The sequence below is a fragment of the Comamonas sp. FUJ_7 genome, assembly GCF_057369555.1.
Window position 1 is genome coordinate 63,494 of sequence record NZ_JBXXZI010000013.1, and the last position, 19,110, is coordinate 82,603.

The window sequence follows — 19,110 nt, forward strand, 5'->3', positions numbered from 1 at the left end:
TTCTCGTTGATTTATGAGGTTATCCACAGTATTGATCGATCTTTATTACTACGACTATATTTTTATAAGACTTCTAAAGAATAACTAAAGACAAGTTCGATAGATCATTAAAAAAAGAAGCGGTCAGAATGGTTCTGAGGCCTTCAATTCCTCTGTAGACAAGGGAAACATGACAAAAAAAGGCTTTATCGAAATTGAAGCGCGCCAGTCTGAAAATTTGGCGTAAGATGCGCTCCCTCTGATGAACGGACTTGGGGATAAGAAGGACTTGGAGAGCCTTCAACCGCATAGTTATCAACAGAATGTTATAAACAGCTGGGGGTAATCTGGTGTGAACCGCAGGGCGGTCATGCGGATGGCTCTCGTTATTTCTTCATTCAAAAAAATTCAACACATGTAAGGTGTTGTTTTCAAAGAAATTTTCTGTATTGGGTCCTGAGAAACAGAGAAGAGCCCGCCGGCCAACGCTGAAGGGGGTACGACTTGCATCTGATCAGGACAGGATGGCCATCCTGCATTCGCATAGATTCCCGATGACGTCTACGCACCGCTATCTTTTCTGGCAGATCGGGAAGGTCAGGTCGATTTGTCGAGGGAGCTTGCCGCTACGCATGACGGCATGCAGCTGTTAGAAAAATTACAAAAGCCTTGTGCAACCAGTCATGGTCGTCACAAGGCTTGGAAGCGATCCAAATCGCTTTGAACAGTGCAGGCAGGGTAGGGGCTTGAAAGCTCTTTTTAGCCTCGCTGAAGGCCTCTCAGACCGGTCTGCGCTGCAAAGTGAAGGGAGGCAGACCCTTGATCAATTGCTGGCCGTAGTGGGTGCCAGTCAGCCGCTTGTCATAGCAATAGACATGGGCCAGATCTTCCTCGGTGCGAATGGCGCGGCCCACCCATTGAGCCAGGCGAATGGCTGTAGCTGGCACCACCAACTCGTTGAAAGGATTGCGGCCACTGCTGCGCAGCCATTCGGACCGTGCCTCACCCACAGGATCATCGGGTGGAGCAAAGGGCAGCTTGGTGATGAACAAAGACTCGCAAAGCGCTCCCGGCAGATCCAGTCCTTCGCCAAAGGACTGCATGCCGAAGATGATGGATGGCTCGCCCATCTCCACTGCTTCGCGGTGCCGTTTGAGCAGGGTATGACGGGGCAGGGCAGTCTGAACGAGCACTTGGTCGCGCATGTGGGTAGACAGAGCTTCCACGGCCTGGCGCATTTGTTCGCGTGAGGTGAAGAGCACCAGTGCGCCGGCGTCAATGTGACTCAAATCGTTCAGCAAAGCTTCAACCATTTCTGCCGTGAAGCGGGCTGCTTCACGGGGGTCTGAGGTGGTTTCGCGGGCAATCAGCGTGCCTTGGCGTGCATAGTCAAAGGGGCTTGGTACTTCCAGCGTGGTGACAGCTATGTCATTGGACAGCCCAGCTTCGCGCAGAAAGAAGTCGAAATTTCCGCAACTGGTCAACGTCGCGGAGGTCAGCACTGCGCCACGTACCTTAGACCACAGATGTTGACGCAAGGTGGAGCCAGGCTGGATGGGGCTTGCGTGGGCCTTGACCACGATGAACTCCCCATCCATCTCCAGCGTGAACCATTTGGCATGGGGCACTGTTTTGCTGTCACCGTCGTTCTCGTTGTTCTGCAGCAGCAATTGCGTGGTGTTGAAGATGGCTTCCAGTCTGGGAGCCAGGGCGCCCACCTGCGCATAGACAGTGGACAGGCGCTGTGCTTCCTCGGGCTTGTCCTTGATTTCGGCGCGCAAAGCTTTGGAGACGGCACGCAGTGCATCCAGAAAGGCATCAGCATGGTGCGCAACCTGGCTCAGAGGCTCTAAAAGCGCTTCTGGCAGCTCGCCACGGGCTGCCCGTACCCTGGCTGGTCCATAGCTGTCTTTTTGCGATTTAAGGGCCTTTCCGTAGTGCTCCATGACCAGTCTGGCCAGCTCCTGCATCTGCTGGCGCAGCTGGCTGGCATGTTTGGGTACATCGGCCAGCTCTTCCACTTCTGCGACCTGATTCACACGCAACGCGCGGCTGGCAAGTTTGTCTATCCAGGTCAGGCGACTCAGATCCATTTCGCCTGCGAACTGGTCCAAGGCAGTGGCGGGCAGATGGTGGGCTTCATCGAGCACCAGCAGGCAGTTATCCAGCTCCGGCAGCAGCTTGGATCCCAGCGAAGAAAGCAGCAAATCATGATTGGCAACAATGACTTGCGCGGCTACTAAGTCCTTGCGGCGCTCGTAATAGACACAGTTGCTGAAAGCCGGGCAATGCTTGCCTGTGCAGGAAGAAGACTCGGCCGCAACGGGGCTCCAGGCCTCTGCCTCGGGAGGTGTTTCCAGAGAGTCTCGGTCCCCGTTCCACGCTTCTGTGGCTAGCGCATCGGCCATGGATTTATAGAAATGCATGCGTGCCTGCAACTCGTGCTGAGGGCGCTTGAACGGGGTCTGTTTTTGCTCATCGCCAAACAGGTCGTCCATCTCCTCATCCTGTGCTTCCCCTGTGCTTGCCAGGCGCTCCAGCTTGAGCTTGCAGACAAAACGGCCACGCCCCTTGGCCAGGGCGAATTTGAAGGGCTGGTCCAGCTTTTGTGCCAGTGCTGGCAAATCCTTGTTCACCAACTGTTCTTGCAGTGCCACGGTTGCAGTAGAGATCAGCACCCGCGTGCCACGCGACAGTGCCATGCGAATGGCCGGGATGCTGTAGGCCAGCGACTTTCCAACGCCGGTCCCAGCTTGCACGACAGCGATGGCACGACGGGGTTCTGGCTCGCCTTCATCGACTTTGCCGAGCTGGGCCTCGCTCAAGGTTTTTGCGATCTGGGCTGCCATTTTTCGCTGTCCATCACGGCTGCGAAATCCAGGCATGCCACCGACCACGGCATCAAAGGAATTCAGGGCCTCTTCAGCCCACTTTTTTTCATACATTTCAGCGTTTTTTGAGACGCAAAGACGCTGTGCTTTTGCGTTTTATAAGTATTCGTACAGAGATATGTATTAAATAAGATTGAATTTCTTATGCAATACGCCATACAAACAGCAGTGTTTGTGTGGCCTGAGATGTATCTCATTGAAAGTCTCTTGGTGAGACTTCTCCACCACTTGTATGTGACTTGTTCATTGTAGTTGTGGATTGTTGAGTGTGGAGTTCTTCAGAAACTTATCCACAGAATAATGTCGATCAAATCCTGTTGTAATCATGTTTACAACCTTGTTGTTAACTATGTTGACTATGTTGTTAAATTTTTATGAATAAAAAGATTTTTTTAGATTTGAGAATGTCGTTGATAGAGGTGGAATTCGAAGTTTTCAAGCTCTGTGAGTAAGCTTATTCTTGCCAACTTCTCTTTGAGAAAGCCAAGGAGCTGTGATATTTATCCACAGGTGCAATGTGTGATTTTCTGGGGTGTTTTATCTGTGAAAAAAGGCATGACTCTAGGGCTTGCAGCCGTTTTGTATGCCAGAGATGCTTTTTCTGTTGACAGATGCTTGAGAGTGCGTATGACGTGCTTGATCTATCCACTGAGTGGATAACTTTCAAGCTCTACTTTTGATAGTACTTATCCATTGATTGACAATGGTTTGAGGCACTTTTTCTTGAAATTCAAAGGACTTGCCTTGAACATCTTTGCCTCGTTATTTTTTGATACTAGTAGTACTCATGTATGAAAAAAACATCAAAATTGCTTGTTTTTTGAGCATTTTTTGATTTTTCATCGAAAGTGATGAAAAAGTGAGCAAACCGCTTCAATGGATGTCTTGAGCACTTGCCCTCTTTGAAATGGAGGTCGATCTGCGCTTGGTGACCTGCAGGGCCTTACTAAACCGTAATGCTTGCGTCACCCACGGCAGGAGGCGTCGTTCCTAGCATGGCAGTCAGTACTGAAGGTGAAGTCATGGCCCCGCCTGTCGCCCGTCAGTGATGGACATACAGGTGAACGATGAACAAGAACCTCGTGGGATTGCCGGGCTCGGCGTATTTGCAAAACGGATCGCTGACGAAAATGCCGCTGGTGGTGGCTGCTCTGGCAATTGCCACAGTGCTGGCGGGCTGTGATGTCTCCAGAGCCACAGAAGAAAAGCAGACGCTGGCTGAGCCCTTGCCTAAGGGGTTTATCCATGTCAAACCAGAGTCGGTGAAGATGCTGGACATCGCTGCCGTGGCCGACCCCCAAGGCGTGCAGATGGCGTGGGCACCTGCACATGTGGCTTTTGTGGAAGATAGGGTGGCCTCCGTGTCTGTACCGGTATCGGCGCGTGTTCAGACAGTCAGCGCGCATGTGGGCGATATGGTCAAGGCCGGTGATCTGCTGGCTACACTGGTCAGCCCTGATGCACTGCGTACCCGCTATGACGTGGCTGCCGCCAAGACAGCGCATGACGTGGCCGTGGTGGAGGCCCAGCGCCAGCAGACCATGGTGGACAAGGGTGTCGGCGTGGAGGTGGATTTGCGTGCTGCACAGGCCAAAGTGCGTGAAACCTCGCAGGAGTTAGCGCGTGCTCAGGGCACAGCCGCACTGCTGGGCTCGGGTGGAGGGGATCGCATAGAACTGCGTGCACCGCGTTCCGGGATCGTGGCCGAGCGCAAGGCCGTGGTGGGAACGTCTGCCGAGCCTGGCGCAGCACTTTTCACGATTGGAGATCCTCAGGCCATGAATGTAGTGGCTGAGGTGTTTGAGTCTGATTTGCCAGGCATTCTTGTGGGGAGCTCCGTTCAGGTCGAGGTTCCTCAGTTGCCCAAACCCCTCAAGGGTACGGTGCGATATCTGGGCGCTACGCTGGATAAGGAGTCCCGCCGGGCTGCCGTGGTGGTGGCGTTGAGTGAGCAGAACCCGGTGCTGCGTCCAGGTATGCAGGCCAAGGTGGGTGTGCAGCTGTCGAATCTGCATGAGATGCTGATTCCTGTCAGTGCCGTGCTCATCAAGGATGAGAGCCACAGCGTTGTGTATGTCCAGCATGAGAACAGCCAGTTCGAGGCGCGAGCGGTGACGCTGGGTCGTCCATCGCGTGGCCTGGTTCCAGTCATCAGCGGACTCAAGGTTGGTGAAAAAATTGTGGTGCGTGGTGGCCTGCTGCTCGACGGCGCAGCCAGTCAGCTACTGTAGTCCTAGCAGGAGCCTGAACCATGCTGCGTTCCTTTATTGCATTCGTTGTCCATCGTCGCTTGCTGGCATTGTTTGCCACGCTGGCGATCGCTGTTTACGGCGTCTACGCCTATCTGCAGACAGCCATTGAAGCCTATCCTGACGTGACCAATGTGCAGGTCGGGGTGATCACTCAGGCCCCAGGCCTGGCGCCTGAAGAAGTGGAGCGTCAGATCACCCAGCCGCTGGAGCGAGAGCTTAATGGCACGCCGGGGCTGATATCGCTGCGCTCGGAGAGCTATTTCGGTCTCTCCATGATCAATCTTGTCTTTAACGATGACGCCCAGAGCTTTAAGGCGCGTGCAGAGGTTTCGCAGCGACTGCCTCAGGCAGATCTGCCGGATGGCATGACGCCGGAAATGGCGCCTGACTACACACCGCTGGGAAAAATCTTCTACTACCGCCTAAAGAGTGACAGGCACAACCTGGCGCAGTTGCGTACCGAGCAGGAATGGCATGTGGTGCGCGTGCTCAAGCAGGTGCAGGGCGTGGCTGATGTAGTGAGCATTGGCGGCTTCGTCAAAGAGTTCCACGTTGAAGTGGACCCTGAAAAACTCTACAGCCTGGGCCTGTCTTTGGACGATGTGAACGATGCCCTGTCCAAGTCCAACCGCAATGTGGGCGGAGGGCTGATGCGCCGGGGTGAGCAGTCCTTCATCATTCGCGGCATTGGCTTGCTGCGCACACCGCAGGAAATTCAGGATGTCGTGGTGGCCATGCGTGGCAAGGCCCCCGTTACCATTGGTGACGTGGCACGCGTGGCGCAGTCGCATACCCCTCGTCAGGGCTCGGTCGGCATGGATGACCAGGACGATGTGGTACAAGGCATTGTGCTGCTCAAGCGCGGGACCAACCCCTCCACGGTTCTGGACGAGATTCATCTCAAGGTCGCCGAACTCAATGGTGGTGGTTTGCCCGCAGGCATGGAGATGGTCACCAATTACGACCGCTCTGACCTGGTGGGGCATACGCTCAAGACCGTGCAGCACAACCTACTGTTTGGCGCGACGCTGATTGTTGCCGTGCTGTGGCTGTTCTTGCGCAGCTTGCGCGGCTCGTTGATTGTGGCGACGGTGATTCCTCTGTCGCTGCTGGTGGCCTTTATTGGACTGCACTGGCTGGGCATGCCTGCCAACCTGATCTCCATGGGAGCCATCGATTTCGGCATCATGGTGGACGGTGCGGTGGTGCTGGCAGAAAACATCATTCGCAATGCACGCCAGCGCAAGCCACAGACGGCCAATGACATGCGCCACATCATTGTGGATTCGGCGGTTGCCGTGGCCAAGCCCACGCTGTTTGCCATGGCTATCGTGATTGCCGCGCTGATCCCGGTATTTTCTCTGGAAAGCATTGAAGGCCGTATCTTCCGCCCGCTGGCCATGACCTACAGCTTTGCCTTGCTGGGCGCACTGGTGTTTGCCATGGGGCTGGTGCCGGCCTTGTGTGCGCTGTTTCTCAAGCCCAAGCATGTGATGGTGGAAGAGCCCAAGATCTTTGACCGGGCACACCATGGTTATCAGCATTGGATTGCCGGCGTACTGGGAGCTGCCAAATGCCGAACGGCCGTGATTGCCGTGTTTGTGAGCGTGCTGGTGGTGGCCGGGGGTTCAGCCAAATGGCTGGGTACCGAGTTCCTGCCCGAGCTCGATGAGGGCGATGCCTATGTGCTGGTGCAGATGCCGGCTTCCATCTCGCTGGAAAAAGGCCAGGAAGTGCTGCGCGATGTGCGCCTGCGCCTCAAGGTGTTCCCTGAGGTTATTAGCGTCACTACAGAGCAGGGGCGCCCCGAATCGGGCACCGATAACGAGACGCTCAACCTGGCCAAGGTTCTGGTGCGCCTCAAGCCTCATGAGGAATGGCGCAAGAACTTGACCAAGCCCGCGCTGATTGAGCAAATGCGTACAACGCTGGGCGAGATTCCGGGTGTAGCCTTCAACTTTGCACAGCCCATTCGTGACAGCGTGGAAGAGTCCACATCGGGCGCACGCGGACAGGTCGTACTCAAGCTGTTTGGCCCGGATATTCCCACGTTGCGCGGCCTTCTTCAGCAGACCAAGACGTTGGTGAAAGACATTGATGGCGTGGTGGATCTTGACCTGTATCGCGATGCTCCGGCACCGCAGGTGCATGTGCAGTTCGATCGCCAGGCGCTGGCACGCCAGGGCATTGCCATGGAGACCGCGCAGAAGACACTGGAAGTGGCTTTGGCCGGCAATGTCGCCACCACTTTGTGGGAGGGCGAATATCCCGTGCCGGTGCGTGTGCGACTGCCTTATGTAGATCGCATGGATGAAGAGCGTATCCGTAACATCGCCATACCGCTGCCAGAAGGTGGCTCCGTACCTCTGGGTTCGGTCGGTACTGTCAGCATGAAGATTGGTAATTCCTCCATCTTCCGCGAAGGTAATGCGCGCTACATGGCGCTCAAGTTCAACGTTGAAGGGCGCGATATCGGCTCGGTCGTGAAGGATACGCTGGCCACCTTCAAGAAGAACGTCACTCTGCCAGAAGGCTATCAAGCCGTCTGGGGCGGTGAGTGGGAGAACCAGCAGCGCGCGGCTGCACGCCTGAAGGTAGTGGTGCCGTTGTCGTTGGTCATTGTCTTTGCCCTGCTGTTTGGTGCGTTGGGTCAGGCGCGCAGCGCTGGTGTCATCTTATTGTGCGCTCCATTTGCCATGGTGGGCGGTATTGCCGCATTGCATCTGGCACATATCGAGCTGTCCATCAGTGCGGCGATTGGCTTCATCGCTCTGCTGGGGCAGGTGGCACTGGCTGGATTGCTGGTGGTCTCCGCGGTTGAAGATTTGCGCCGCCAGGGCATGCCCTTGATGCAGGCCTTGATCGAAGGCGCTGCCGAGCGTATGCGCTCCATCGTCTTGGTGTCATTGCTGGCGCTGCTGGGCCTGTTGCCCATGGCCTTGTCCACCGGCGTGGGCAGTGAAACCCAGCGCCCCTTTGCATCGGTCATTGTGGGTGGCATGGTGGTTCTGCCGCTGGTGGCCTTGGTGCTGCTGCCCGTGCTGTATGCCTTGCTGGGCCCCAAGAACATGTTGACGCAGGAAGAACGTGATGAAAGCGCGCAAGATGAATAAGTGGCACTCTCTGGCCATGGAAGCCGCCCTGTGCTGCAGCGTTTTTGGCAGCACGGCCCATGCTGCCGATGCGGCGGATGCGGCAACCCAGAGCATGGCAGCCGAGGGGCGTATGACTGCTCCTGTGCAAGCTGTGACTTTGCAGGAGTACCTGCGCATCGTCATGCAAAACCAGCCGAATCTGGCCGCAGATTTGATGCAGCGAGAGCTGGCCAGGGCAGACAGCAAAACGGCAGCCACCATTCCTAACCCCTCCATGCATTACTCCAGCAAGCGTGGTGAAAAAGAGTGGGGCGTGGAGCAGCCCATTCCCATCTTTGGTCAGCGCGGCATGCGCATGGAAAACGCCAGACTGGGAGAGAAGTCTGCAGCGGCCAATGCCGATGTCGCGGTTGCCGTCACCATGAGTGATGCAGCCCATGCCTTCAACGAGTTGCTGGTGGCCCAGCAGCGCTATCAGGTGTGGCTGGCTGCGCGCGATGAACTGGAGAAAGCAGGGAGCATCGTCAAGGGCCAGATCGAAGCAGGTACGCGCAGTCGCTATGACGGCGCGCGCCTGAACCTGCAACAGGCTCAGATGAGCATGCAGGTCAGCAAGGCGCAGGCAGGCTTGCGAGATGCAGCATCCCGTGTCGCTGCCATTGCTGCCATGCCCCAATGGCAGGTGCGAGTGGAAGGCAGTTTGCAGGCTGCCGATTTGCGCAAGGCTCCCAGTTATGAACAGCTGTGGAATACGGCTCAGACTCGTCTCCCTAGTCTGAGAGCAGCGCAGGCAGAACTTGATCAATCGCGCCAGAAAATCAAGCTGGAGCAGCGAGAGGCTTTGCCCACTCCATCGCTTGGTCTAACGCGCATTCGCAATAGCATGGATGGTAACTTCAACCAGATTGGCGTGAGCGTGGAAATTCCGCTGTTCGATCGTCGCCAAGGTCCGATTGAACGCGCCAAGGTTGAGGCCGACCAGGCCGAGCTGCGACGCGATGCGGCGGTGCTTGCTGCACAGTCTGAGCTGCAGCGTTCTTTGCAGCAGCTGTCACTGCGCCGCACGGCCGTGCGTGACTATGAGAAAGAAGGACTGGCGCAGATTGCTCCACTGCACCAGATGGCACAAGATGCCTACAAGCTGGGCAAGGGTACGATTCTGGAGCTGATCGATACCCTGGGCTCGATTACCGAGCACCGGCTGGAGCATCTGGAGCTGGTCAAGGATATGCTGGATGCCGAATGGGAAGTGCGGCTGGCCAGTGGCGACCTGCCCCTGATTCAGCCTTGAGCGAGGCCGGGAGATGCTGCAGACCCCTGCTTCCCCTCCTCCTTGCTCTGCTGTACAGCATACAGTGGATGGCAAGGCAACGGCTTATAGTGTCTTCCCTCCAACGGCCAGAGACAGACTCCACATGTTCCGCTATCTCATCATCGAAGACGATGCACTCAATGCGCGTTACATCGCTGAAGGTTTGCGCCAGCAAGGCGCGCATGTCAGTGTCTGCGGTGACGGCGTTCAAGGCATTGCACAGGCCGTTGGCGAGAACTGGGATGTCATCATCCTCGACCGCATGTTGCCAAATGGCTTTGACGGGCTGCAGATTCTGCAGGCACTGCGCTCTATGGGAAAACAGACTCCGGTCCTTGTCCTGAGCGCCTTGTCTGCTACAGATGAGAGAGTGCGTTGCCTCAAAGCAGGCTGCGATGACTATCTGACCAAGCCCTTTGCTTTTTCCGAGCTGTCGGCGCGGCTGGAAGCACTTGTACGCCGGGCTCAGATACCCGCTCCCACGCGTGAAATGCATGTGGCTGATCTGCGCGTGAACCTGATCTCACGCAGTGCAGAGCGCGCAGGCCTGCCTCTGTCGCTGCAGCCACGAGAGTTCCGTTTGCTGGCGTTTCTCATGCAGCACGCGCACCAGATCGTCACACGCACCATGCTGCTGGAGTCCGTCTGGGATTACCGGTTCGATCCGCAGACCAATGTGATCGATGTGCACATCAGCCGCCTGCGCAGCAAGGTGGACAAAGGCTTTGCCACAGCCCTCATTCATACCGTGCGCGGCGTGGGCTACAGCCTTTCGGATCAGCCGCAAAATCTGCCCGAGGTCGTCTGATGACGCGCTCCAGGCCCTGGAGCTCGCTGGCCTTCCGGCTGGCGCTGAGCTATGGCGCACTCATGGTGCTGACCATGACCATAGTGCTGTCGGTGTTCTATATTCAGACCGTGGGAGTCGTGCGCGTTCGCCTCGATAAGCAGGCTGAAAACCATGTGCGCAGGCTGCTCGATCACTCGGCCAAATACGGCCCCGGAGCGCTGGAAAGCGAGATTCTTCTGACCATTCGCGATGGTGTGGATACGGACACTGAAATCCTCATCCTCATGGACCCGAGTGGCGAGCCTATCGTCAGCAACGCAGAAGTCTATCCGCACCGAAAACTTACCACCATGGGAGTGCGAGAGCTTACCGTCAAGCGCAATGACCGCCTGATGATCGGACGTGTGGCCGTCGTTGAGACGCCTGATGGCAACCTGCTGGCAGTGGGCAGCGATATGCAACTGCAGCGCGACATGGAAGAGCTGTTTGGCCAAGCCAGCTTGTTAGCCGCCATTGCCGCCTGCATCATGGCTCTGATAGGAGCCATCGTCTTCAGGCGCGTGGTCGATGAGCGTGCAGCAGCTATTCGCAGCACCATGTCACGTGTTGCTGCGGGCGATTTGCGCCAGCGCATTCCCGTCGATCAGCGTGGTGATGAATTCACGCTGCTCAACCGCGATATCAATGCCATGCTCGACCGGCTTGAGCAGTTGATGGAAGGCATACGCCATGTCTCCAACAGCATTGCGCACAACCTCAGAACACCGCTGACGCGCATTCTGCTGCGTCTGCGTAATGCACAGCAGGCCAGCCCTGAAATGCAGTCAGCCACGCTGGCGCTGGTCGCCGAAGAGGTGGCGGAGCTAGGCGTGGTTTTTGAAAAGCTTTTGCAGATTGCTGAAGTCGAAAGCGGTGCCAGCCGCAAGCATTTCGCCTTGGTGGATCTGCGCGATTTATTGGTGGATGTTGTGGACTTTTACGAGCCGCTGGTAGAGGTCGCAGGTGGCGTTCTGCGGCTGGATGTCAAGTCGAAGGTAAAGGCATTGGGCGATGGCGACTTGTTGGCCAGCGCTGTCTCCAATCTTGTCGACAATGCCATCAAGTACGGGGCCGCCTCAGGCTCGGAGCACGGTGCCGATGTACAGCTGTACGCAGGGCCTGCGCTGGAAGGCACAAGCGACGATGGTGCATGGGGTGTAGAGATCACAGTGCGGGATCATGGAGCCGGGGCCGACTCACAGACGCTGGAGAAAATGACGACTCGCTTCTACCGTGCGGAATCAGACCGGCAGGGTTACGGACTGGGCTTGGCCAGCGTGCTTGCCATTGTTCAGCTGCATGGTGGAAAGCTCAGCTTTCACAACGCCAATCCAGGGTTGGTCGCCCGCATCTGGCTGCCTGCTGTCACCATTTCTTGAGCGAATGGTGACAGCTCCTCAGCGCTGAGAAAGCGCCTTGTTGCCATAGGCGCAAAAACCGGGCTTAGGCCCTTTTTTCGGGTGCAGTCTGCAGGTCTCTGGGCGTTTTTCATACACCGTGCAGCGTCGCGTTTCCTTGTCCAGAAAATTGCAGTCACCACCTGCACGGCGGGCCATGGTGAAGATTTCGTGCTTGGGGTTGAAGTGGTCAATCAAGCGCATCTTCAGCAGACGCTTGGCAATCAATTTGGGTTCGATGTTTTCGACCTCGAATGGGTCCACCAGTTCCAGACGCACCAGATCTGACAGGCGTACTTCCAGCGGCATGGTGCAGCAATTGGCGGCGCAGCTGTCGCACATGCCGGGCTTGTACTTGCTCCAGGTTTCCAAGCGGTCGACGTCAACAATGCGGATGGAGGATTTCATGTGGGAAAGCGGGGCTCATCAGAGTGCGCGATGCTGCCACGGTTCATGTATTTTTTCTGTGTGGAGTAAGGATGAGCAGGTAGCCTACATGGGATTTTTAGCTTGAGGAACGCATCTTAGAAAGTGGATGATGCCCAGTCGTTCACCGCTTTGTGTACCCGTGAAGCGGGTAAGAACTCCTGTTCTAAACGTCCTTTTTCAAGGTTTCGCAAATGTGCATCTAGTGCCGCGTCTGCAGATTGAGAAAAGGAAGCGCTGCAAGCATGAACGGGCTCAGTTACGGCCTGGCCTTGATAATCTCTGAAGGTATCCATATCCATCAGCAGGGCTTGCAATTGCGAGAGCTGTTTGCGTGCAGTTTCCAGCATGAGAAGACCCCAAGTGTCTATATCTCCCCAGTAGGCTACAGAGCGCTCTTTCAGCCATGGAGCATCCAGCCAGTTCAGGTTCAGGCCTGCTCCCAAAATGGCAATGGTGTCATCCATTGGCATAGGAAGCTGATGCAGACATTGCTCGTTTTCCACCAGCAAAATACGGCGCGAAGGCAACGCTGTTGTTCGCAACTCGCTCGCTGATACACGCAGGCGTGCAAACGGCAGCAGATCTGGGGCCAGAGGCACTACCAGCAGCCAGTGGTCATCCTCGACAAGTGCCCCTAGAAAAGTGCTCAGGCCCTGCCGGCTGGCTTCTTTGGCAAAGCGCTCATCCAGCAAAGCGGTCAGCAGTCCTGTATGGCGCTCATAGAACTTGCTGTCATTGCCATCCACTGCAAGCGCTCTTAGAGGGCGGCCTAGTGCACAGCCGGGCTCCAGTTGCATGGCAAGGCGTGCAGCAGTCTTGACATCGTCTACAGAGACGTTTTGCCATTGGGTCAAGCGTCGTGCCAGCAAGCGCTGAAAGCCTGGATGCTCTACGGCAGCGATGATGGCGCACAGCCTGCTGTATTCCACCTTGACCTGTGCATGCCCGGCAGGTCTTAGCTGCTGTATGGCGGCTAGCCATTCAGAGGGGCGATTCAGTTGCCAGTGGGCGGGGACAGCAATCGCATCGTTGCTGCCACGGTAGCTGCGCTCCTGCCACTTCACGATGCCCAAGCCCTGCTGTTCCACATTGCGCCACTGCTGGAGGTGACTTCGCAGCAGGGCTGCATCATTCATGAAGACCTGCGTGCCCGGCTGACCAATTGGCAAGATCAGAGGCCAGGCACCCGAACCACCTAAAAGTTGGCGCTCGCGCCAGTCTGCGCTGCTCCATTGCTGCACTAGTCTGGCAGCTAGCTCTTGCGGTGACTTCATGGCTGATTTTGCGTGGCCGCTTTGCGGAACTGGTCAATTTCTTCCCAGCGCAGCGATGCCAGAGTTGCCTGTGTGCCGCGTCGGTGCACCACAACGGCCGAGCGCGTATGGCAGCGAAGCAGCCGCACTTCCTTGTTGGGTGTGACAAACAGCGCATGCAGACCAAACTCGCGCAGGGCCTGAATGATGCGGGCTGCTACGGCTTGCGAGCTTTTGGAGAAGGCCTCATCCAGCACGATGGAGCCAAACACCGGCCTATCGCTGCCGGTAGGGCACAGCGCATAGCTGAGCGATGCTGTCAGAACATAGCTGGCGATGATTTCTTTCTCGCCGCCGCTGCCGCCTTGCGAGCCGGTGCGACGCTCAAGCAACTGACCGCTGGAGCGGTCCAGCACCAGCACGGCAAATTGCAATCGGTAGCGTGGGTCCAGCAGCGCTTGTGCGGCCTTGCTGCGCCGGTTGCTGGCGTGCTCCTGCAGCATTTCGATGATGGTGCGCAGTGCACGGTAGTGGCTGCTGCCGCCATCATCGCGCAGGCGTTCGGTGCGCAACTGTGCTTGTGCTTTGGTCAGGTTCTGCAAGCTCTGGTGCACGACGGGGCGCGGTTCAAGCTGCAGATAGCGGCCGGGTTGAAAATCCACACGCTTGAGGGTTTCATTGAGCCGGGCGATGCGATCTTCGATGTCGGCCACATGCGCCACGATGCCGTTGAGCAAGGTGTCCACGCCTTGCTGCGACGTTTCGTTGAGGTATTCCTGAAAACGCTGGCGCTTCTGAGGCAATGCCTCTTCTTCCAGCACCTGCAAGCGTTTGAGAAATGGGTTTAGTGCCTCCAGCTCTGGAGCATGGTCAGCCAGTGCTCCACGGTCCTCGTTTTTGGCCTTGCCCATCTGGCGAATGATCTCGTTGTGCAGACCGGCGAGCTTCTTGTTGGAGTCATTGATTTTGCTCTGCAAGGCGCTGGCAGCATCGCGCTCCTGAATATCCAGATTGTCTCCGTCCAACTCGGGAAGTGGTTTGCCAGTTTGTCTGGCCAGTTGTTCTGGAAAAACGTCATCAATGCCTGCGTCACCAGTCAGGCGGGACTGCAGTAATTGCTGCTTTTGCTGTGCCGTCTGCAGGTGAGTTTCATCCTGCGTCTGCGCACTTTGCAACGCACGTAAATCGTCTTCGGCTTTTGTTGTCTGGGCTTGTGCAGCAGTCCATTGTTGCTTGGCCTGTGCGGTATCAGACTGCGGATTCAGCAATGTCTGCAACTGATGCTGTTTGTTGAGCAGTAGTTCCTCCGTCGCTGCTGTGTCCAGATCTTCCAGGCGCAGAGACTGTAGCGCTTGCCACAAGCTACGCTGATTGCGGGCATTGCTCAAGGACTGAAGTTGCCCTATCTTTTTGGCCTCTAACGATTTCCAGATTTGCGCTGCATGCTCTGCTTGTTGTAGCAGCTGTGCCAGCCGGTCACGGTTGTCGAATCCCGTCATCCAGTCCTGGTCAAGACGCTTTTGGTCTTGCTTATCAAAATGATCGACGCGGCCAGACATTAGGCCTTGCGCCGTCATCGCATGGGGCGTTGTTTGCAGCGCCTGCACATCATCAACACAATGACGATCCAGGCTTGCCAGCAACTGACGCAGGGCATGCAAATGCGTTGCAGGGGTTTGTGGTTTGAGATTGAGCTTGCAGGCGAAACCATCGTCGAAAAAGCTTTGCACTGCGCCACTGGCTCGTACCTCCAGCAGGCGCACATGCAGGCGGTTGTGGCGCTGGTTGACCCAGTGCAAGGCTTGCTGCATGGCATGCGGTGGCACCAGAATGCGTAGTCTGTGGCTGCCAATGGCGCGTTCGATGGCTCCACGCCAGATCTGGTGGCTTTTCTGCACTTCCACCAGCTCTGCAACAAAGGGCAAGTCTTCCTCAGGCAAGTCCAGATGCTGCGCCAGATCGGCTCGAAATCGCTGAAATTCCATGGGCAGATTGGAGCCGGGGCGCTGGCGTACTGCATCGTGCTCGGCTTCCAGGTCTTTCCAGGCCTTGTGTGCGTTGCGCTCGTTCGTAATGGCGGCTTCGGCATCTGCCTGCAACTGCAGCTGGAGGGCATCCAGCTCTTGCAACGCCGTGCTTGATGTGGACTGGTGCTCCAGCAGGCTTTTGGCGCCTGAGGAGGTATCCAGCTCCAGATTGCTGGCCAGTTTCAGGTACTGATCCAGGTTGCCTTGCTGGCGGCTCAGTTCTTTGCGTGCCAGCTGTATGTTTTCCTCCAGTGTGGTGATATCTGCGCCACCGGCTTGCAGGTAAATACCGTGCAAATCCTGCTCATGCTGGCGCGAGGTTTGCACATGGGTTTGTGCTCGGTGCAGCAGCTGGCTGCGTTGTTCAAGTTGCGCCTGCAACTGCTGGTGGCGACGCTGCCACCATTGCAGGCCCTGGGCTGCAAACCATTGCGGAAGATGCTGCTGCAGGTTTTGCTGTTGTGCGAGCAGGTGACTTTGCTGCTGCTCTCGGCCAGCCAGATCGCGTAGCGGCAGCAGCGAGACGAATTGCGCGTTGGCAATCTCCAGGTCGGTATGAATGGATGCCAGTTCGCCAAAGCCATCAACGACTCTCTGGGCATCTTCATAGGCAGCATGGTCGTCCAGCACCAGCTCTCTGAAGATTTCATCGATGCTGTTGAGCTGCTTGAGGCCTGCTGCGCGGTTGAGCAAAGTGAAGGCGTTGGAGCCCACTTCAAAAAAGCTGTGCAGCTTGGCCAGATACGACGATTTGCTGGTGTACATCTGCAAGTCTTCGCTGTCCTTGGCCAGACGTGCCAGAGCACGTGAGCCGCCGCTGTGCAGCTCTTCCAGCCAGAGGTTTAGCGTCTGGCCCTGGCCTTGTGCAAAGAACCAGCGCTTTTGCATGTCGCCAGTGGACTGGCTGCTGCCATCAAACCAGAACAGCGCACCCAGCAGCACGGATTGGGCAAACGGTGCCGTGCCACGCTCCAGCCGCGCAGCAATGCCGGTGATGCACTTGTCCGGCCGTGCAATGTGGTTGCCGCTTTCATTGCCCTGGCCGCTGGCACCACGCACATAGCTGACCAGATCGCGGTCGCTTTCATGTCCGCCAGTGGAGGCAAGGTTGTAGCGCGGTGTTGCGCATAGCAGAGTCATCAAAGCATCGACCAGCGTTGTCTTGCCACTGCCGGTGGGGCCGATGATGGCGCTGTTAGCGGGGTCTATCTCTGCCTGGTGACGGCCTGCAAAAGGCCCCCAGTTGTACAGATGCAGTTCATGCAGGATGTAGGAAGCCTCAGTGCTCATGATGCATGGTCCGGGTTATCGGATGCAGTGCCCTCGGTAATGTCACGCAGCTTGAGCAGCAGCGCCTGCAGGTTCTCGGGGTTGAGCAGGTGAACAATCATGGGGCGAATCGTGATGCAATCTTGCGCATCAGCTTCAGACACCATGCCATGCGTGCGCAGCCCATCTAGTAACTGGTTCAGTCGTCTGCGTTCTTGCATATCGCTGCCCGTGGCACCGAGGTAGGTTTCGAGTTGCGGCAGCAAGCTTTCCACTGTGATACGTACGGCTGTGCCGGTACCGCTTTCTTGTTCGCGCTGCAGAAATTCGCGGCGCAGAATGGCCAGCAGCAGAGATTGCTCAAGGTTCAGTCGCTGGCGGCGCATCAGCGGGTGGGTCCAGTCGTCCTGCTCGCTCTCATCGACGGCCTCGATATCTTCATCTGCTCTGACAGCAAGAAACGCCAGCCCACGCACGTCGTCTACTTCCAGGCGCAGATCCAGCGGCTCCAGCAGCAAGTCAAGCTGCGAAGTTTGAGCAGCAATGAGACGGTACATCGCGGGCTTTGTGGCTTCTTCCAGCCACCCATTCGCCAGTAAAAACTGTAGCGCTTTGCGCAAATTTCGAGGAGTTCTCAGCTCGGTTTTGGCTGAAGCATCAATACCATCCTGCGCAGGCAGCTCCTCTTTTTGAAAAACTTCGGGAGCTGTCGCCACTCCGGGTTGTGCGGCAATCAGGTCAAAAATATCGGGCTCTTGATTCATCAAAGCTCCCAGTGGATCTGGGCCAGTTGTGCGCCGTCCAGGGCAACGCGCGGTACGGTGAAGGACCATGCTTGCTCGCCGTCCTGCGTGCTGATCTGCTCTTGTTCATCCTGAAGTTCAATGCCCGCCTCACGGGCCATGGACAGCCACAGAGCCAGCGTCTCCAGGTCATGCTGAGCGGGCGGCAAAACTTTGGCCAATTCGGCCAGCGTCATGGGCTGGCCGTGTTGCGCCAGAGCTTGCAGTGTTTCCTGCAGCAAAGCCTCGCGGTCCAGCCCTTCAAAAGACTGCCAGAAATCGCTCTCCATCTGGCTCAGATCAGTGTGTTCTGTAGTCAGCAGCAATGCGGCTTGCTCGCCGCTCTCCAGGGACTTGATACGCAGGCGCTCAATCAGTGGAATGCTGCCAACGGCAATACCCAGTGGTGGCAAAGGAGCCGGACTGCGGCGTACCTGCTGGCGCTGCCAGTTCACGCTCAAGGCCTGCTCAAGCACCTCGTTGAGCAACTGGCCCACACGCAGGTTTTCGGCGGCCTGACCGGACTTCATGAACTGACTAACTTCGCGCTCGCTGCGGGCGCGTACCGCTTGCACCACCTTGGCTTCTTTGATGAGCTGCATCACCAGTGTTTGCATGGTGCTGCGCTGCAAGCCGTCCAAAGCCTTCTCAGTGGCTGGATGCAGCAAAATTTGCCGGATGCGCTGACGCATCTCGGTTAGCTCAGTCTGGTTGGATAGCTGTTGGTGAAAGCTGTCAAACACACGCCCTTCCTGTGTGTTCAGCAGGTTGGCATGACCATCGAGCAACTGATCCATCACGGCACCGCGATGGTGGCGGGTGCTGATGATGGCCTCGCGCAAAGAGCGATCGGCGTTGCGCCAGGAGTCTTCCACGCGCCTGAAGTCTGCCCGCAAGCTGGTTGCCAGGGTATAGATCTCGCGAATGCCTTCGACCGCCTGTTCAGGTGTCAGCTCTGCAATATGGCCTGCAAGTGCGGCATCCAGTTGCTGCTGCAAATCGTCCAGGCGCCGCTGCAAGTGCGTGATGCGGCTTTGCGGATCGGGGTTGAGGGCTGCGGCCAGATTGTCGATTTCGCGCTGCACCACAGCCAGTCGTGATGCGGTGGACGTCATCATGCGGCCATCAAGCTGGGTGAGAAAGCTCAACGCCGTCTTGAGCGCATCGGTCTCAAAAATACAGCCTTCACGCTCCACCACCAGTCCGCGTCGAATCCACGCCCGAATCTCTCGCCGCGCATCACCCAGCGTATCTGCGCTATCAATTTCAAAGTCGGTATCGTTGGCATGCGAGGCCAGCATGTCTGCCAGTGCCTGAGTGGCTGCGTCAAACGGCACACCATCACGCTGATGTTCAAACAATGCATCCAGACAACTGAGAACCAGCGGCGCCCGCCGAGAAGCCAGCAAAACCCATGCCGGATGCTGCTGGCGCGCGGAGATGTATTTCTGAGTGCGTTGCTGGCTGAGGCTGAGCATGTTCAGAATTGTAGGGAGAAGCGCAAATTCGTCGAAGCCTCTAAAGCAGTGCATTGCCCATAAACAAACAGGCTGCTGTTTTTCAACAGCAGCCTGTTTGGCATATCAAATGCTGTG

At 56.8% G+C, this 19,110-nt stretch carries 11 protein-coding genes; 5 read left to right on the plus strand and 6 right to left on the minus strand.

What is annotated here, in order from left to right:
* Nucleotides 1-758: 758 nt before the first annotated feature.
* Entirely contained in the window at nt 759-2,924 is a 2,166-nt protein-coding gene (gene dinG, locus AC2I9W_RS16345) for an ATP-dependent DNA helicase DinG (RefSeq protein WP_486410981.1), read from the minus strand.
* A 1,013-nt stretch (nt 2,925-3,937) separates the two neighbouring features.
* On the opposite strand from dinG, the gene AC2I9W_RS16350 reads away from it, so the two are divergent.
* The 5 genes from AC2I9W_RS16350 to AC2I9W_RS16370 all read left to right on the plus strand — a co-directional run bounded on the left by AC2I9W_RS16350 (nt 3,938) and on the right by AC2I9W_RS16370 (nt 11,737).
* Complete coding sequence (locus AC2I9W_RS16350; RefSeq protein ID WP_486410982.1) at nt 3,938-5,101, plus strand: efflux RND transporter periplasmic adaptor subunit; 1,164 nt, start codon at nt 3,938-3,940, stop codon at nt 5,099-5,101.
* 20 nt (nt 5,102-5,121) lie between these two features.
* Nucleotides 5,122-8,235, plus strand: coding sequence for an efflux RND transporter permease subunit (locus AC2I9W_RS16355; protein ID WP_486410983.1), 3,114 nt, complete (start codon nt 5,122-5,124; stop codon nt 8,233-8,235).
* On the plus strand, nt 8,213-9,508 hold the full coding sequence (locus AC2I9W_RS16360; protein WP_486410984.1) for a TolC family protein: 1,296 nt from the start codon (nt 8,213-8,215) through the stop codon (nt 9,506-9,508). The genes AC2I9W_RS16355 and AC2I9W_RS16360 overlap by 23 nt, the downstream gene beginning before the upstream one ends.
* Nucleotides 9,509-9,632: 124 nt before the next feature.
* Nucleotides 9,633-10,337: a response regulator transcription factor gene (locus AC2I9W_RS16365; protein WP_486410985.1), complete on the plus strand. Its 705-nt coding sequence runs from the start codon at nt 9,633-9,635 to the stop codon at nt 10,335-10,337.
* Nucleotides 10,337-11,737, plus strand: coding sequence for a sensor histidine kinase (locus AC2I9W_RS16370; protein WP_486410986.1), 1,401 nt, complete (start codon nt 10,337-10,339; stop codon nt 11,735-11,737). Before AC2I9W_RS16365 ends, AC2I9W_RS16370 begins: the two co-directional genes overlap by 1 nt.
* An 18-nt stretch (nt 11,738-11,755) precedes the next feature.
* Here AC2I9W_RS16370 and AC2I9W_RS16375 read toward each other — a convergent pair whose 3' ends face one another.
* The 5 genes from AC2I9W_RS16375 to AC2I9W_RS16395 form a co-directional block, all read right to left on the minus strand.
* Entirely contained in the window at nt 11,756-12,163 is a 408-nt protein-coding gene (locus tag AC2I9W_RS16375) for a YkgJ family cysteine cluster protein (protein WP_486410987.1), read from the minus strand.
* 116 nt (nt 12,164-12,279) lie between these two features.
* Complete coding sequence (locus tag AC2I9W_RS16380; protein WP_486410988.1) at nt 12,280-13,458, minus strand: Wadjet anti-phage system protein JetD domain-containing protein; 1,179 nt, start codon at nt 13,456-13,458, stop codon at nt 12,280-12,282.
* Nucleotides 13,455-16,754, minus strand: coding sequence for an ATP-binding protein (locus AC2I9W_RS16385; RefSeq protein WP_486410989.1), 3,300 nt, complete (start codon nt 16,752-16,754; stop codon nt 13,455-13,457). The genes AC2I9W_RS16380 and AC2I9W_RS16385 overlap by 4 nt, the downstream gene beginning before the upstream one ends.
* Nucleotides 16,751-17,497, minus strand: a complete 747-nt coding sequence (locus AC2I9W_RS16390) for a DUF4194 domain-containing protein (RefSeq protein ID WP_486410990.1) — start codon at nt 17,495-17,497, stop codon at nt 16,751-16,753. Before AC2I9W_RS16390 ends, AC2I9W_RS16385 begins: the two co-directional genes overlap by 4 nt.
* On the minus strand, nt 17,497-18,993 hold the full coding sequence (locus AC2I9W_RS16395) for a DUF3375 domain-containing protein (RefSeq protein WP_486410991.1): 1,497 nt from the start codon (nt 18,991-18,993) through the stop codon (nt 17,497-17,499). Before AC2I9W_RS16395 ends, AC2I9W_RS16390 begins: the two co-directional genes overlap by 1 nt.
* Nucleotides 18,994-19,110 lie beyond the last annotated feature (117 nt).

Bases quoted from the DNA above. Each gene is read 5' to 3' on its own strand.
- dinG (WP_486410981.1), bottom strand. From the start codon at position 2,924: ATGTATGAAAAAAAGTGGGCTGAAGAGGCCCTGAATTCCTTTGATGCC.
- AC2I9W_RS16350 (WP_486410982.1), top strand. From the start codon at position 3,938: ATGAACAAGAACCTCGTGGGATTGCCGGGCTCGGCGTATTTGCAAAAC.
- AC2I9W_RS16355 (WP_486410983.1), top strand. From the start codon at position 5,122: ATGCTGCGTTCCTTTATTGCATTCGTTGTCCATCGTCGCTTGCTGGCA.
- AC2I9W_RS16360 (WP_486410984.1), top strand. From the start codon at position 8,213: ATGAAAGCGCGCAAGATGAATAAGTGGCACTCTCTGGCCATGGAAGCC.
- AC2I9W_RS16365 (WP_486410985.1), top strand. From the start codon at position 9,633: ATGTTCCGCTATCTCATCATCGAAGACGATGCACTCAATGCGCGTTAC.
- AC2I9W_RS16370 (WP_486410986.1), top strand. From the start codon at position 10,337: ATGACGCGCTCCAGGCCCTGGAGCTCGCTGGCCTTCCGGCTGGCGCTG.
- AC2I9W_RS16375 (WP_486410987.1), bottom strand. From the start codon at position 12,163: ATGAAATCCTCCATCCGCATTGTTGACGTCGACCGCTTGGAAACCTGG.
- AC2I9W_RS16380 (WP_486410988.1), bottom strand. From the start codon at position 13,458: ATGAAGTCACCGCAAGAGCTAGCTGCCAGACTAGTGCAGCAATGGAGC.
- AC2I9W_RS16385 (WP_486410989.1), bottom strand. From the start codon at position 16,754: ATGAGCACTGAGGCTTCCTACATCCTGCATGAACTGCATCTGTACAAC.
- AC2I9W_RS16390 (WP_486410990.1), bottom strand. From the start codon at position 17,497: ATGAATCAAGAGCCCGATATTTTTGACCTGATTGCCGCACAACCCGGA.
- AC2I9W_RS16395 (WP_486410991.1), bottom strand. From the start codon at position 18,993: ATGCTCAGCCTCAGCCAGCAACGCACTCAGAAATACATCTCCGCGCGC.